Raw genomic sequence first — 15,087 nt, forward strand, 5'->3', positions numbered from 1 at the left:
GTGAAGCACAGATGTTCTAGAACAGAGGAGCGCGGAGAATGATCACCAGTAGAATGTACAGTACAAGGATGACTCCCGTTGATGTCCAGAAACCGCCTGGTACGACCGGTCCGGGTCCGCAAGCACCGATTTGGCCCATTGTTTCACCCCACTTTCGCATCTGTCGGTTGTCGGTGACTACACGTTATACTATGTACATTCGTCGCTAGTGCTCTGTGCAGCAGCCTAAAACAGTGAAAAGAAGCTAGGTGGAACAATTGGTTGCGTTCGACAAGCACCGCTGCGCCCTATTCGTCGGTTAGCGGATATTTGTCGGTGTTGGCAGCGGGGGAAGGTTCAGTCCCTTTTTGCGCCCCGGCGGCACTAGAATAATGACGGTCATCAAGAGCAGGAACGCGGCAAAATAAGGGGAAAACGAGCCGTGTATTGCCCCGGCCGTAATGGGCCCAACGAAGGAGCCTATCGACATGGCGATCGATTGCAGGGAGAATACCGTGCCGAGGCGCTCCCCGCCGCTCAAATCAATAAACAGGGATGACATCGCGGGATATACGACACCTTTGGCGATCCCGAGCGTAAATAGCGACAAAGCGAGCGGAACAGTATCCAGGGCAGCGAGGGAGAAAAAAGACAGGGCGATGCCCAGTATCCCTATATGTGTCCGCAAATACGGGGAATAATGGCTTAGGAACAGCATCGACAAGGTAACCAAAGCTCCTAGGCTTATAATCGAAAAGTTGATCCCGGTATGCATAATCCCTTCCGTACCTCCGAGCTGCAGCGGGAGCTCAAAGAACAGTATCCCCTGCGAACAGGATACGGCAAAGGGCAATAAGAAATACCTCAAGGGAATGACCTGGAATATTGCTGGCGCGCGTTCGTTCGCAATAACGACTGGTGGGCTTGGCATGCCCGCCGGGCGGGGCTCATGAACCATGAATATCGCGATGATTCCCGTGACGATTAGCAGCCAGCCCAGGGACTGGAAGGTCATGGAGTAGCCGCTTTGCGCGACTAGAAAGGCGCCGGCGGCAGGGGAAACCACGGAAGCGAGCGTATGCACTACGCCATGTCCAGCCATCAGCTTGCCTTGGCCGATGGGATCTTTCGATAGCGAGGCCAGCAGGGCCAGGCAGGCCGGGGACAGAAACGCCAGGACGAAACCGCTGATGGAGCGGAGAACGAGGAGCTGCCAGGGCTCGGTAACGTGAGCCTGCAGCAGCAGAATAATCCCGGCGGAGATCAGGCTGAAGATCATATAGCCCTTGCTCCCGTGTTTGTCGACCCCCTGTCCGGCAATCAGGTTGCCCGGCAGATGCGTAAGGGCGTAAATCCCCATCATCCAGCCGATGAACACGGGAGCCGCGCCGATCGAGAGTGCGAAGGGGGTTAGAATCGGGTATTGCGCATGCAGATCAAAGAAAGCGAGGAACAAAAAGAAGTACAGCCAAAATGCCATTTTCATCATACCTTGCCTCCTGAGTAATCCCTTATGCTCTACTTGTACGTCGCAGGGGACGAACTTATACCCTTTTAAATAACAGGCCATCCCCTATTCCTAGAATACTTGGAAATAAACGAGGGTTAGCTGACATCGCTAAGGCCGATCATGTATAATAACTTACACTATGGAATCCTACAAATTTGAGATGAAACTAAGTTGAGGTTTGTTACGTTTAATTAAGAGAAAATGAGACGGTAGGGGTGCTGGAAATGATGGATGTGCAGGTATGGACGGAATTTCTAAAGCAGAATTGGCTCGTTATTGTTATTGCGCTGGTCGTTTTGCTTCTCATCGTGAATTTAGTGAAGACCGTTGTGAAATGGGCGCTGGTTCTCGTTATCGCCGCTTTTATCGTCATTTACAGCGGCATTTCGCTGAAGGACATCGGAGATGCCGTAAATACGGTGAAGGATCAGGCGGTAGAATACAGCAAGAATGAAGTGCTGAATGCGATGAAGAACGAGGCCAAGGAAGCGAAATGGGTTCAGAACGCTGATGGAACCTTTACAATCACTACCCCGAACCTGGAAGTGACGGGAACGCCAGGGAAGGATAAGGTAAAGGTCGTGTTTCGCGGCGTCTCCCTAGGCGAATGGAAGATGAGCGATACGCTTGAGGCTTTCGTGCAGGAGGCCCAGAAAAACGCAAAATAAGTATGACAATAGGGGGCAGACATGACGGAAATCTGGATAGACGGCTTGCGGGAATACAACATGATTTCCGCCTTGCTCATGCTCATTATGGCCATCTCGATACTGCAGGGTTTGCTGCGGGGGGCTTCCCGCTCGGCAGGCCGGCTATTTACGCTCTTTAGCGGCGGGCTGCTGTCGCTGCTCAGCTTGGCAGCCTCCGTTCCGTTTACGATATGGATCGCTCCGAAGGTGCAGGAGTGGCTCGGCAGTTTTGCGCCGCCCTTGCGGGAGCTGACGAGGTGGGAGCAGCTTTATTATACGTTAGTTACGGCAGTAAGGGATTTTCCGCTAATGCGCTTTGCTGTGGTGTTTATGCTCAGCTACTGGCTAATTCGATCTATCTTGGGGTTGGTGTGCGCCTTTGCGTTCGGCGGCGATTCCTTATTCGGTCGGCTTGCTTCCGGCCGGGAAGGAGCGGCGTCGTGGATCAGCCGCCTGATGGGTGCTGGAATTGGCGGGGTCATTGGAGCAGCGCGCTGCCTGATGGTCATCGCGGTGCTGTTCATCCTAGTCACCTTGTTCCCGGACAGCAGCTTTAGCCGTTACGTAGAGGCGTCTCCCGCATATCAGCAGGGGGCCCGGACGGTTATCGAGCCGTTGACCGGCGAGTTAATCAAGGACAAGCTTCCGGTATTTACCCGGGGAGTCGGGGAGGAATTAAACGGCATCCTGCAGCGGCGCTACGAGGTCATCGATGCTGATATTCCCGGGGGTATCGAACAAGCCGCGACCGCTATTACGGACAATGCAAGGAGCGACGAAGAGAAGGCGCGCCTGCTCTATGAGTGGATCGGGACAAGGGTGGCCTATGATTACGACAAAGTGCGGGATTATGAGGAGAAGGGCATTTGGAACGAGCAGACGCCACAGATGACCTATGACAGCAAACGGGGAGTCTGCATCGATTACTCCCGGTTATATGCGGTGATGGCCCGTTCGCAGGGACTGCAGGTTAAAGTCGTTACAGGGCTTGGTTATGACGGCCGCGGCGGCTATGGTCCCCATGCCTGGAACGAGGTGTACCTGTCCGAGAAAGACGCATGGGTCCCTCTGGATGCAACCTGGGCGAGGAGTGGGGACTGGTTCAACCCGCCCGCTTTTAACGATACTCACATCGCGGACAAAGTGATCGGTATGTTACAATAAATGTATCAATGTTCGAACAACAGAAAGCGAGATTTCGGCTATGAAAAAAGTGTATTCAGATGATCCGCGCGAGCAGGAAATAGAGCTGCAGCGTCATTTCAATATTCGCCTAAATTTATTCTTCTTCAGCGCGTTTGCCATCTTTACGGTGATCATCGTCCGGCTGGCTATTCTGCAGTTTGTTGAAGGGCCGACGCTGGCCCAGCAGGGTACGGGTCTTAGAGTGAAGGATGTTCCGCTTCCGCCAACGCGGGGAACGATCTATGCGGACGGCGGCGAGAAACTGGCTTATTCCACACCCGTGCAATCCTTGTATATCACGCTGCAGAAGGACTACAGCAAGAGCTCGACGAGGGGGAAAGAGAACCGTCCCGAAGCCATAGCTTTGGCAGAGACGCTGAAGGCGGCCTTTGATAAATACGGTGATCCAAATGCTGATCCGATGACGCTAGATGACATCGTCGATGCGATGGACTTGGAATACCGGAGAGCCAACGGCTTTGCGCCGCGCCGAATCAAGATCGATTTGACGGAGCGGGAGATCGCTTATTTCCTGGAACGGAAGGATCAGTTTCCGGGAATTGATATCGTGGAGGAAAGCATTCGCCATTACGACGAAGACCGGGTTGCTACCCAGACGATCGGCTACCTGCGGAAGTTCAGTTCTACGCTGGATGTGTCCTGGTACGACTCGGTCCGGGAAACGATGGCATCGGAGATTAAAGACCCTGGACTGGAGTATACAGCCGAGGAATTCGTGGGCTTCGACGGATTGGAGATGCAGTACCAGCATGAGCTCCGCGGCAAAAACGGATACAAGAGCGTTCCGATTGACCCGCGAAACATGGCGACGGGCATCCCCGAATTGACCGCTCCGCAGAAGGGTAATGATCTGCATACGACGCTCAATAAGAACGTCCAACTGACCGCTCAGCAAGCCATTACCGATCAATTGAAGTGGCTTCACAGCAATCCGGTATCCGGCAGGCTGCATCCGAATGCCAAGACGGGATATGCTGTGGCAATGGAGGTAGAAACCGGAAACATTATCGCGATGGCCAGCATGCCTGATTATGATTCGAACGTATGGAAGAGCGGCGGCGTAAGCGGCGATATATGGAAGGAAATCGAGAACAGCTATAAGAACGGGACGATTACTCCGTTCGGTTCGGGCCGTTCGGGCCATGACTTTGAATCGACGATACTGCTCGGCTCGACGATTAAGCCGCTGTCTGTGCTCATCGGATTGAATGAAGGTCTGTTCACGACAAATACAACCTACAATGACAGAGGGGTCGCCTATTTCGGGCGTAACGATTCGTCGAGAGTACGGAACTCCGGCAGCCATGCTTATGGATCGATGGATCCGTCTAGGGCGATTTATAAATCCTCGAACACCTTTATGGTCGAGATGGTCGGGAAGAGGTTGTATAACAAGTACGGTGCCGAAGGTATTGAGATATGGGATAAATACATGAAGGAGTTTGGACTCGGCGTCTCGACCGGAATCGATCTGCCTTCCGAGTATTTGGGCAAGCTCGAATACAAGGACGAGAACGAAACGGCGCTGGCGAGATTGGTCTATGCCTCCTTTGGCCAGCAGGGTAAATATACCGCCATGCAGTTGGCTCAATTCACGGCTACCCTGGCCAGCCGCGGCAAGCGGATGGAGCCGCATCTGGTTAGCAAAATTACCGATTCCGACGGCAATATCGTCAAGGAGTTCGAGCCTAAAGTGCTAAATGAAGTGAATTTCAAAAAAGAGCACTGGGACGAGGTGATCAGCGGAATGAAGACCGATGTATCTGCATTCAACGGCTTCCCCTATGACTATGCTCGAAAGACGGGAACCTCTGAGCAGGCTTACCGCGGTAAAATGATTGACAACGGGGTGTTTATCGCCTTTGCTCCACGGGAGAATCCAAAGCTCGCTGTAGCAGTTGTTGTCCCCGAGGGCGGGTTCGGCTCGATGAGCGCCGCACCGATCGCACGAAAAATCTTTGACGCGTACGATCAGGAATACGGGCTGGACGGCGTGCCGAAGAAGTCGAAACAAATGCAAACAGAGCAAACGCAAACGGGGCAGGAGACGCCTGCTAACCCATGATCCCGTTAAGGTATTAAAATTCAGCGAAAATATGGAGCGGCTTCCCTGGTATAAGCCAGGCGGAGCCGCTCTTTTTGTCTTTTTTAAGTCCCGTAGTTCATCGCAAAGATTCTGGCTCTTTTCTCGGTATGCATGTTACAATTATTTCATATTATGAGATATTAATGGAAAGTTGAGAAGTGATGCGATGAAGAGTATATATTCGGAGGATACCCTGGAACAGGAGAGCAGGCTGCAGCGTCATTTTAATATTCGCCTGAATGTTTTCTTTTTTAGCGCATTCGCGATCTTTACGGTAATCATCGTCCGTCTGGCCATTCTGCAGTTTGTTGAGGGGCCTTCGTTAGCGGAGCAAGGAATGGAGTTGAAGGTGAAGGATGTTCCGCTTCCGCCAATTCGGGGGACGATTTACGCTGCAGGAGGAGAAAAATTGGCTTATTCCAGGTCGGTGCAATCTCTGTATATTACGCTGCAGAAGGATTACAGCCAGAGTACGGAGCGTGGAAGAGAGAATCGCCCCGAGGCTATGGAATTAGCAAAGAAGTTGAAGGCGGCCTTCGATGCGCATGGCGATGCAAGCGGCGAGTCGCCGGCGTTTGACGAAATTGTTGAGGCTTTGGATTTGGAGTATCGGAAGGCAAGCGGCTTTGAACCCCGGCTGATCAAGATGGGGCTCAACTCACGGGAAATCGCTTATTTCCTGGAGCGGAAGGAACAATTTCCAGGGATCGAAGTCTTGGAAGAGAGCGTCCGCTATTATGACCAGGATCAAGTCGCCGTTCAGACGGTAGGATACATGAGGAAATACGCGAATGCGTCGACGAATTTGGATTTCTACAAGGAAATTAAAGCATCCGACGATACCGATCCGGCTTTACAATATACTGAAGTCGAGAATGTGGGATACGATGGATTGGAGCTGTACTATCAAAAAGAGCTTCGCGGAAAAAACGGCTTCAAAAAAATCGCGGTGAATTCGCGGAACATGGTCAAGGGGATTCCAGAGTTGACCGCGCCCCAGAAGGGGTATGACCTGCACACGACGATCAACAAAAATGTTCAGCTGGCTGCCCAGCAGGCCATAACCGATCAATTGAACTGGCTGCATGGGAACCGAACCGCCGGGAAGCTGCATCCGGATGCCAAAACTGGTTATGCCGTCGCTATGGAAGTCGAGACGGGGAATATCGTGGCGATGGCCAGCATGCCGGACTATGACGTAAACGTATGGCAGAGCGGCGGGATATCTGCCGAGGATTGGAAGCGGATCGAGAATAATTATCAGAACGGGACGATTACTCCGATCAGCTCGGGACGCTCCGGACATAAGTTTGAGTCCACAGTATATCTCGGTTCAACGGTCAAGCCGTTGTCGGTTCTTATCGGGCTGAATGAGGGCTTGTTCTCGGCGAATGCTAGTTACAATGACAAAGGGATTGCTTATTTTGGGAAAAACGACTCCTCCAGTGTCCGGAATTCCGGCCGCTTTGCCTACGGCCCGATGGATCCGGCCAAGGCGATATACAAATCATCGAACGCTTTTATGGTCGATATGGTAGGCAAAAAGCTCTACGGAAAGTATAAGAACGAAGGAATTGAAGTATGGGACGGGTATATGAAAGAATTTGGCCTGGGTGTATCGACCGGCGTCGATTTGCCGAGGGAGTTTTATGGCATGCTGGACTACCGGGACGAGGGAGAGACTCCTCTGGCAAGACTGGTCTATTCCTCCTTCGGCCAGCAGGCGAAATATACTCCCCTGCAATTAGCGCAGTATGCAGCTACCTTGGCGAGCCGCGGCAAACGGATGGAGCCGCACCTTGTCAGTAAAATCACTGATTCTAAGGGCAATGTGGTTAAAGTGTTCGAACCTAAAGTACTGAATGAAGTGAACTTCAAGAAGGAGCACTGGGATAAAGTCATCGCTGGGATGAAGACGGATGTGTCAGCCTTTAACGGCTTCCCGTATGATTTTGCCCGTAAGACGGGAACCTCGGAGCAGACTTATAAGGGCAGCCTGATCGATAACGGGGTGTTCATCGCATTTGCGCCCCGGAAGAACCCAAAGCTGGCTGTGGCCGTCGTCGTACCGGAAGGCGGCTTCGGCGCGACGAGCGCAGCGCCGATTGCCCGTAAAATCTTTGAGGCATACGATTGGGAATACGGGCTGGACGGCGCGCCTAAGAAGCAGGGCCGGGAGGGACAAAGCAACGAATCAGGTGCTTAAGTCGGAAGATTGAAGCAAGAGAAAATATTTCTCTTGCTTTTTTGTATGGGTATGGCTTAAAATTTGCACTAGGGAAACTTTATTTTATAAGGTAAACAAATGAGGGTATGGGAAACATATGTTTCCCCGTTCAACACATGCGAAAATTGCCAGGATATATGGGAGGGAAGAGCATGAATCAGTTTCAAGTCAAGAAGAGTCCGCTGCAGCGTTTGAAAATGACGCTTGGCGTACTGGCGTTGATCATAGTGGCAGCCTGCTCCAAAGTCGAGGGCGGGATAATGCATGCCGCGCGGGGGGAAGGGCAGGAGGTTATACAGGTCGTGACCACAACGGGCATGATTGCCGATCTCGTTCAGCAAATTGGCGGTACTGAGGTTCATGTCACAGCGCTGATGCGTTCGGGAGTTGATCCGCATTTATTCAAGGCCTCTCAGGGGGACATCCAGAGGTTGGATAAGGCGAACATGGTGTTTTACGGCGGTCTGCATCTGGAAGGGAAAATGACAGAAATTTTGGAGAAGCTTGGGCGTCACAAGTACACGGTCCCGGTCTCAAAGGATATCGATCAGGCCCTGCTTCGATCCGGGGCGGATACCAATGGCACACAATTCGATCCGCATATTTGGTTTGACGTTAAGCTGTGGATTTCTGCTGCGGAAACGGTTCGGGACACGCTTGCCGCTTATGATCCGAATCATGCGGAGCTGTATCGGCAGAATGCTGAGGCGTACATTGAGGAGCTGAATGCTCTGGACGCTGAGATCAAGGACAAAATTAATGAAATACCGGAGTCCGGGCGGGTGCTGGTCACCGCGCATGATGCCTTCGGATATTTCGGGGATGCTTACGGCATGAAAGTCATGGGTTTGCAGGGCATTAGCACGGCGGCTGAATACGGCTCCAAGGATGTAAGCAAGCTGCGGGATTACTTGGTCGACAATAAAATCAAAGCCGTGTTCGTGGAGTCGAGTGTTCCGCCTAAAGCGATGGAAGCGGTCATTGCCGGGGCGAAGGAGAAAGGGCATACCGTAAGCATCGGCGGCGAGCTGTACTCCGATTCGATGGGCGAACCCGGTTCGGGTGCGGACACGTATATAACGATGGTTCGCCATAATGTAAACACCATTGTTGAAGCGTTGAAATAAAATGTAGGATGTCAGCGATTGCCTATGGATATAAAGGAGCGATAATAGATGAATTCATATCCGCTGGAAGTGCAAAATTTAACGGTAGCCTATCAGAAGAAACCGGTTTTGCGCTCCGTTTCTTTTCAAATTCCTTCCGGGAAACTCATTGGGGTGCTAGGCCCGAACGGGGCGGGGAAGTCCACGCTGCTTAAGGCGGTGCTCGGCCTGATTCCGAAGGTGGACGGGGAAGTGAAGATTTACGGCAAGCCTTATGAAGAGCAGCGCAAACTAGTCGGGTATGTTCCGCAGCGGGAATCGGTCGATTGGGATTTTCCGACGAACGCCTTGGATGTCGTGATGATGGGGCGGTACGGCCACTTAGGCTGGTTCCGCCGGCCCGGTGCAGAGGAACGGCGGATTGCGCTCGATTGTCTCAGTAAAGTCGGTATGGCCGACTTTGCCGATCGTCAAATCAGCCAGCTGTCCGGAGGCCAGCAGCAGAGGGTGTTTCTCGCCAGGGCCCTTGCTCAGAATGCCCAACTGTATTTCATGGATGAGCCCTTCGCCGGGGTGGATGCGACGACGGAGAAGGCGATTATCGGACTGCTTCACGATTTGAAGGAGCAGGGTAAGACCGTATTGGTCGTCCACCATGACTTGGCCACAGTTAAGGAATATTTCGACCATGTTCTCTTGCTCAATGGAGAATTAGTTGCGGAAGGGACTACAGGGAACACATTTACCCCGCAAAATTTGCAGAGAACGTACGGAGGGCGAATTGCCATGATTCAGGATTTCGCCGCCGTACCGATAGAGATGGAGTGATGGAAAGATGCTCGTATCTATGCTTGGGTGGTTAAGCGACCCGAATATGAGATGGATTCTGATGGGCTCTCTGCTGCTCGGTTTAGGCAGCGGAGTCATCGGTTCCTTCACGTTCCTACGTAAGCAGAGTTTGCTTGGAGATGCGCTTGCCCATGCCGCTCTGCCGGGCATTTGTATCGCCTTCATGCTCAGCGGTGTGAAATCGGTGGGATTGTTCATGATCGGGGCAATCCTGTCAGGAATGCTGGCAACGTTCGGCATCCATTTCGTGACCCGTTACTCCAGAATCAAGCAGGACGCCGCATTAGGCATCGTTCTTACAGTCTTTTTCGGCATCGGAGTCGTCTTAATGACGAAAATTCAGCATAGCGGAAACGGCAATCAGAGCGGGCTGGATAAGTACATGTTCGGGCAGGCCGCCTCGATGATGTTATCCGACGTTTATTTAATGGGAGCCGTCTCGATTGCGCTCGTCTTGGTGTGTCTGCTGTTCTTCAAAGAATTCAAGCTCGTCAGCTTCGACCCCGGCTTTGCCCGGGGGATGGGATTAAAGGTCGGCTTGTATGAGCAATTGCTGCTCCTGTTGACGGTCGTCGCTGTAGTCGTGGGCATTCAGGCGGTTGGCGTCGTTCTCGTCGCTGCCTTATTGATTACCCCTGCGGTAGCTGCGCGCTACTGGACGGACGCGCTGGGCGTCATGGTGATTCTAGCCGGTCTGTTCGGCGCTCTGTCGGGCGTTACGGGCGCATTGATCAGCTCGACTTTGTCCAATTTGCCGACAGGACCTGTAACGGTGCTTGCCGCAACAGCTTTATTCGCTGTATCGCTTGTATTTGCGCCGCGAAGAGGGCTTTTTGCAAAATGGATACGGCACACACGCACGCAAAAGGATGTGCGCGAAAGCCTGGAAATTCATACGGCTACTGCGACGATTAGCCAGCATACAGCCGAAGGAGGGGCGGAATAATGTCCGATTTCTGGATTATTCTAACTGGGACACTTGTTGCCGCCGCCAGCGGCATTCTCGGCTGTTTTCTCGTATTGCGCAAAATGTCGCTGGTCGGCGATGCGATCAGCCATTCCGTGCTGCCGGGGATTGCCATCGCTTTTATGATCAGCGGCTCCAGGGATTCTCTGCTTATGATGGTCGGCGCGGCTGTGCTTGGCCTGATTACGGTGTTTCTCATTCAGTTGCTGCAGCAGGGAGGACTGCAATCGGATGCCTCGATCGGCATCGTCTTTACGGCGCTGTTTGCCATCGGCGTCATATTGATCAGCCGTAATGCCGCGAATATCGATCTCGACCTGGATTGCGTCCTGTTCGGGGAAATCGCTTATGTGCAATGGGATATTCTTATTATCAATGGTTATAACATGGGTCCTGCCGCCGTTTGGTTTCTTGGCATAACCTTGTTTATTGTCCTGCTTGTGATCGGCCTGTTTTACAAACAATTCAAACTTTGCGCTTTCGATCCGGCGCTGGCCGCTGCCGTCGGCATTCCCGTCGCGCTGTTCCATTACCTGCTGATGGGGCTTGTATCGCTTTCTACGGTAGCCTCCTTTGAGAGCGTCGGTGCGATTCTCGTCGTCGGCATGCTGATCGTTCCGGCCTCGACAGCCTATTTGCTTACAGACCGGTTGAGCCGAATGCTGCTGTACAGCGTATTAGTCGGTGCGCTCAGCTCGACTGGAGGATACTATTTTGCCAAATGGCTCGATGCGTCGATTGCCGGTTCGATGATCACCGTAGCGGGTCTGCTGTTTCTGCTGGCTTTCTTATTTTCCCCGCTGCATGGTCTGGTCGCACGGTACAATAAGCGGCGCCGCATGAAATCGATGACAGTATAGTGGCATAATATGGCGCCATAGCTAGGCTCCAGAAGCTGCAATTCCGGAATTTGCGGAATGCGGCTTCTTTTGCCTTTTAAAAGTGTTGAATGTTGATCAAGGAGTAATGTAATGTATTAATAAATACTGTGGAGCAAAGGAGTTGTTGGCGCTTGCTGATCAAGCTGGACGTTGCGAATTACGATACAGCCAGAAAAATGATTGATATACAAATTCCCGCCTATAAGGTTGAAGCAGAGCTGATCGGTTATGACGGCATTCCTCAATTGCAGGATACCGTGGAAACGATGATGCAATGCCGGGAGAAGTTCGTCGGATATTTGCTGGGCGGGGAGCTTGCGGCCTTCATCTCTTACGAGGAGATGGAGCAAGAGGTCGAGATATGCCGACTGGTCGTGCATCCGTATCATTTTCGCAAGAAAATCGCCACCATTCTCGTTGAGCATATTGTGGAGACGATCTCACAGGGCCGTTCGGTTCGCGTAAATACGGGAGCGTTGAATTTTCCTGCCAAGGGATTGTACCAAATGTTCGGCTTTCGGCAGATCAGGGATACCGAGGTTGCCCCGGGCGTATTCATTACCGAGCTCAGGAGAAATTAGGCAGTCCGTATGTCTTCATTGGGATTATGGTAGAATGGCGTTATATATAGAGAAAAAAATTGCATCTAGGATGGAGGAGCAGTATTGAAGTACAAGTTGCTAGCACTGGATATGGATGGAACCTTGCTGAACAGCAATCATGAGATTTCCCCGAAGACGGAGGAATGGCTGCGCAAAGCGATGGCTGCGGGCGTGCATGTTTGCTTGTCGACGGGAAGAAGCTACGATGAAGCCGTCTCCTACGGAGAGCAGTTGGGACTCGATACCCCGATGATTACCGTCAACGGCAGCGAGGTGTGGCGAACGCCCCATGAGCTGTATCATCGTGAATTGTTTGATTACCGGCTAATTGGCCAAATGCATGAAATTGCCGTAAAGAAAGGTGTTTACTTCTGGGCTTATGCCGTGGAAGGCCTATATAGGGAAGATAATTGGGACCCGAACCTGCTGGAGCGCAACCAGTGGCTCAAATTCGGTTATACGACCAATGACGACCAGCTTCGCCATGAGATTAACATGGAGCTGCAAAATTTAAGCGGGCTGGAGATCACCAACTCGTCCCCTTATAATCTTGAAATTAACCCAGAAGGGGTCAATAAAGCGAGCGGGGCGGAGATGGTTTGCAAGCTGCTCGGCCTGCAAATGTCGGAAGTCGTGGCGGTCGGTGACAGCTTGAACGATCTGGCAGCCATTCAGGCTGCGGGTCTCGGCGTTGCTATGGGGAACGCGCAAATCGCGGTCAAGGAGAACGCCGACGTTGTCACGGCTTCGAACGATGACGACGGAATTGCCTTGATCATTCGCGATTATATTTTGACGGAGGAGTGATCCGCCTTTGGATATACTCGGCTGGATTATTGTTATCGCGCTGTTCGTGACCGGAATGGCCGGGGCGGTGTTTCCCGTGCTTCCGGGAGTGCTGGCCATTTATGGGGCCTTTTTCGTCTACGGGTGGTTTTTCTCGTTCGAGGCGTTGGGGCCGGTCTTCTGGATTGTCCAGACGCTGATCGTCGTGGCTCTGCTCGTGGCCGATTACGCCGTCGGCGCCTGGGGCGTCAAGAAATACGGGGGCAGTAAGCTGTCGGTCTGGCTGAGCACGATTGGAATTATTATCGGTCCGTTTGTTATCCCAGCGTTTGGGCTTATTCTTGGCCCGCTGATCGGAGCGATGATCGGGGAACTGATTAAGGGCGAGAGCCTGTCCAAGGCGTTCAAGGTCGGAATCGGCTCTGTCGTCGGTCTGCTCAGCAGCATGGCCGTGAAGATTGTGCTGCAGCTCGCGATGATTATCCTGTTCGTAATATGGATCGCATCTTTTTAGTGGGAAGGCTTGATTTTTGCCTAATCAAGTGGAAAGAAGGAAAAATCGTTGTCCAAGAAGGAATCATTTGTTAAAGGAACGTTGATTTTAGCTGGAGCCGCGCTGATCGCAAGGCTGCTTGGCCTATTTCAGCGCGTACCGTTAGAGCATATATTGGGAGACGTCGGAAACGCTTCTTATGTCCTTGCTAACGGGATTTATTTTATGCTCCTGCCGCTCGCTACCGCGGGCTTGCCGAGTACGTTAAGCCGGATGGTATCCGAGCGTCATGCCCTTGATCGGCCTGCCGAGTCGGAGCGGATTTATCAGGCCGCCCTCTGGTTTGCAGCCGTTACCGGCATTCTTATGTCTTTGCTGCTGTATTTTGCCGCGCCTTATTACGCGGCAGCTTCCCGCGTGCCGGAGGCAGCTATCGCCATCAGGTCGCTGGCGCCGGCCTTGCTGATTTTTCCGTTGATTGCGATCATACGTGGTTATTTGCAAGGGCGCAACATCATGATTGCGGGCGGCATATCGCAGGTTATTGAACAAATAGTCCGCGTGGGCTCGGGAATTTCGCTGGCCTTTGTGTTGTACCATATGAACGCCAAAGGTGAGGAAATTGCCGCGGCGGCGACGTTTGGAGCTGTGCTTGGCGGTGTGGCCGCGCTGATCGTCATGCTGTATTTCAACGCAAGGACGAAGCGTCGGGACCGGGAGGACGGCCTGCTTCAGGCTAAAGATGATCCCAACCGGCTGCCATTCTCCAAAATTTACTTGGAAATCTTTAAGCTGTCGATTCCGATCGTGCTGTCCTCGCTGACCGTGCCTGCGGTCAACTTCATCGACGGCTCGATTCTGAAGCCGCTGCTCAGCCAGCATATTGGTCCGGAGCAGGCGACGTATATCCTCGGTATTCTGGGGAACCGTGCTCAAATGATCGCGGGCATTCCGCCGATTCTGGCGATCGCGCTCAGCACGTCGCTGCTGCCGATCATTTCGGCCGCATTTGCCCGGAAGGATGAGGAGCATCTTCATCAGCAGGTTACGCTGGCGATGCGCGTGTCGGTATTGACGGGGATGCCTATGGTCATCGCGCTGACTACAGCGGCTTATTCCGTCAACGGGTTGCTGTTCAGTACCCGTGATGGCAGCAGCATTATCGCATTGCTGACCCTCGGAACGATCTTTCAGATTACGATGATGATCAGCAACTCCATCCTGATCGGGGTGGACAAGGTGAACCTCTCTATGGTTCACGTCGGCATCGGGGTGGCGGTGAAGCTGGCGCTCAGCTTGCTGCTCGCTCCATTGCTGGGGATTTACGGAATCATCCTCGCGACGATACTTTGCTTCTTGACGATCACGCTGCTGAACGTCAGAACGATGAAGAAGATCGTGTCTTTCTCGATCATGGGCGGCCGCTGGATGGGCTTCCTATTGACGGTTGTCCTGCTGTCAGGCGTCGGCTACGGCCTCAACCAAGCGGGCATCCGCCTGGTGTCCGTACTGCCGGATCGCCTGGCCTTTTTCATCACCTGCTGCATCGTTGGTTTGGCGGTCGTCGGCCTGTACCCGGTTTTGCTCGTTCTGCTGCGCGTCGTTCGAAAGGACGAGCTTGCCTCTTATCCGAGGCCGCTGCGCAAGCTGTTGTCCCCGCTGATGCGATTGCAGCGCGGAGGGCAGCCGAGCCAAGGACGATAATG

General features: G+C 52.7%; 14 protein-coding genes. 12 read left to right on the forward strand and 2 right to left on the reverse strand.

The window, feature by feature from the left end; all coding sequences use genetic code 11:
* Window positions 1–16: 16 nt before the first annotated feature.
* Complete coding sequence (locus ACYUJT_RS16955; RefSeq protein WP_460324313.1) at window positions 17–139, reverse strand: sporulation protein YjcZ; 123 nt, start codon at window positions 137–139, stop codon at window positions 17–19.
* Window positions 140–298: 159 nt separating this feature from the next.
* Window positions 299–1,465: an MFS transporter gene (locus ACYUJT_RS16960; RefSeq protein ID WP_460324315.1), complete on the reverse strand. Its 1,167-nt coding sequence runs from the start codon at window positions 1,463–1,465 to the stop codon at window positions 299–301.
* 251 nt (window positions 1,466–1,716) lie between these two features.
* Between ACYUJT_RS16960 and ACYUJT_RS16965 the strand changes: the two genes are divergently transcribed.
* The 12 genes from ACYUJT_RS16965 to ACYUJT_RS17020 all read left to right on the forward strand — a co-directional run bounded on the left by ACYUJT_RS16965 (window position 1,717) and on the right by ACYUJT_RS17020 (window position 15,085).
* Window positions 1,717–2,157: a hypothetical protein gene (locus tag ACYUJT_RS16965; RefSeq protein ID WP_460324799.1), complete on the forward strand. Its 441-nt coding sequence runs from the start codon at window positions 1,717–1,719 to the stop codon at window positions 2,155–2,157.
* 21 nt (window positions 2,158–2,178) lie between these two features.
* Window positions 2,179–3,342, forward strand: coding sequence for a transglutaminase domain-containing protein (locus tag ACYUJT_RS16970; protein ID WP_460324317.1), 1,164 nt, complete (start codon window positions 2,179–2,181; stop codon window positions 3,340–3,342).
* A gap of 40 nt (window positions 3,343–3,382) precedes the next feature.
* Complete coding sequence (locus ACYUJT_RS16975) at window positions 3,383–5,449, forward strand: peptidoglycan D,D-transpeptidase FtsI family protein (protein WP_460324319.1); 2,067 nt, start codon at window positions 3,383–3,385, stop codon at window positions 5,447–5,449.
* A 187-nt stretch (window positions 5,450–5,636) separates the two neighbouring features.
* Window positions 5,637–7,676 carry a peptidoglycan D,D-transpeptidase FtsI family protein gene (locus ACYUJT_RS16980; protein WP_460324321.1) on the forward strand — a complete coding sequence of 680 codons (2,040 nt, stop codon included), beginning with the start codon at window positions 5,637–5,639 and terminating at the stop codon, window positions 7,674–7,676.
* 173 nt (window positions 7,677–7,849) lie between these two features.
* Entirely contained in the window at window positions 7,850–8,824 is a 975-nt protein-coding gene (locus ACYUJT_RS16985; protein WP_460324323.1) for a metal ABC transporter solute-binding protein, Zn/Mn family, read from the forward strand.
* Window positions 8,825–8,872: 48 nt separating this feature from the next.
* Window positions 8,873–9,631 (forward strand): metal ABC transporter ATP-binding protein, encoded by a 759-nt coding sequence (locus ACYUJT_RS16990; protein ID WP_460324325.1) that lies wholly within the window; start codon window positions 8,873–8,875, stop codon window positions 9,629–9,631.
* Window positions 9,632–9,638: 7 nt separating this feature from the next.
* Window positions 9,639–10,598: a metal ABC transporter permease gene (locus tag ACYUJT_RS16995; protein ID WP_460324327.1), complete on the forward strand. Its 960-nt coding sequence runs from the start codon at window positions 9,639–9,641 to the stop codon at window positions 10,596–10,598.
* The gene (locus ACYUJT_RS17000) at window positions 10,598–11,479 is read left to right on the forward strand and encodes a metal ABC transporter permease (protein ID WP_460324329.1); all 882 of its coding nucleotides are present in this window, start codon (window positions 10,598–10,600) and stop codon (window positions 11,477–11,479) included. The genes ACYUJT_RS16995 and ACYUJT_RS17000 overlap by 1 nt, the downstream gene beginning before the upstream one ends.
* Before the next feature lie 152 nt (window positions 11,480–11,631).
* Window positions 11,632–12,081, forward strand: a complete 450-nt coding sequence (locus tag ACYUJT_RS17005; RefSeq protein WP_460324331.1) for a GNAT family N-acetyltransferase — start codon at window positions 11,632–11,634, stop codon at window positions 12,079–12,081.
* 84 nt (window positions 12,082–12,165) lie between these two features.
* Window positions 12,166–12,909 (forward strand): Cof-type HAD-IIB family hydrolase, encoded by a 744-nt coding sequence (locus ACYUJT_RS17010; RefSeq protein ID WP_460324333.1) that lies wholly within the window; start codon window positions 12,166–12,168, stop codon window positions 12,907–12,909.
* Between the two features lie 7 nt (window positions 12,910–12,916).
* Window positions 12,917–13,402, forward strand: coding sequence for a DUF456 domain-containing protein (locus ACYUJT_RS17015; RefSeq protein WP_460324335.1), 486 nt, complete (start codon window positions 12,917–12,919; stop codon window positions 13,400–13,402).
* Window positions 13,403–13,450: 48 nt separating this feature from the next.
* Window positions 13,451–15,085 (forward strand): putative polysaccharide biosynthesis protein, encoded by a 1,635-nt coding sequence (locus ACYUJT_RS17020; protein WP_460324337.1) that lies wholly within the window; start codon window positions 13,451–13,453, stop codon window positions 15,083–15,085.
* The last annotated feature ends 2 nt before the right edge of the window (window positions 15,086–15,087 follow it).

This window comes from Paenibacillus sp. YSY-4.3 (assembly GCF_054767475.1).

Bases quoted from the DNA above. Each gene is read 5' to 3' on its own strand.
- ACYUJT_RS16955 (WP_460324313.1), bottom strand. From the start codon at position 139: ATGGGCCAAATCGGTGCTTGCGGACCCGGACCGGTCGTACCAGGCGGT.
- ACYUJT_RS16960 (WP_460324315.1), bottom strand. From the start codon at position 1,465: ATGAAAATGGCATTTTGGCTGTACTTCTTTTTGTTCCTCGCTTTCTTT.
- ACYUJT_RS16965 (WP_460324799.1), top strand. From the start codon at position 1,717: ATGGATGTGCAGGTATGGACGGAATTTCTAAAGCAGAATTGGCTCGTT.
- ACYUJT_RS16970 (WP_460324317.1), top strand. From the start codon at position 2,179: ATGACGGAAATCTGGATAGACGGCTTGCGGGAATACAACATGATTTCC.
- ACYUJT_RS16975 (WP_460324319.1), top strand. From the start codon at position 3,383: ATGAAAAAAGTGTATTCAGATGATCCGCGCGAGCAGGAAATAGAGCTG.
- ACYUJT_RS16980 (WP_460324321.1), top strand. From the start codon at position 5,637: ATGAAGAGTATATATTCGGAGGATACCCTGGAACAGGAGAGCAGGCTG.
- ACYUJT_RS16985 (WP_460324323.1), top strand. From the start codon at position 7,850: ATGAATCAGTTTCAAGTCAAGAAGAGTCCGCTGCAGCGTTTGAAAATG.
- ACYUJT_RS16990 (WP_460324325.1), top strand. From the start codon at position 8,873: ATGAATTCATATCCGCTGGAAGTGCAAAATTTAACGGTAGCCTATCAG.
- ACYUJT_RS16995 (WP_460324327.1), top strand. From the start codon at position 9,639: ATGCTCGTATCTATGCTTGGGTGGTTAAGCGACCCGAATATGAGATGG.
- ACYUJT_RS17000 (WP_460324329.1), top strand. From the start codon at position 10,598: ATGTCCGATTTCTGGATTATTCTAACTGGGACACTTGTTGCCGCCGCC.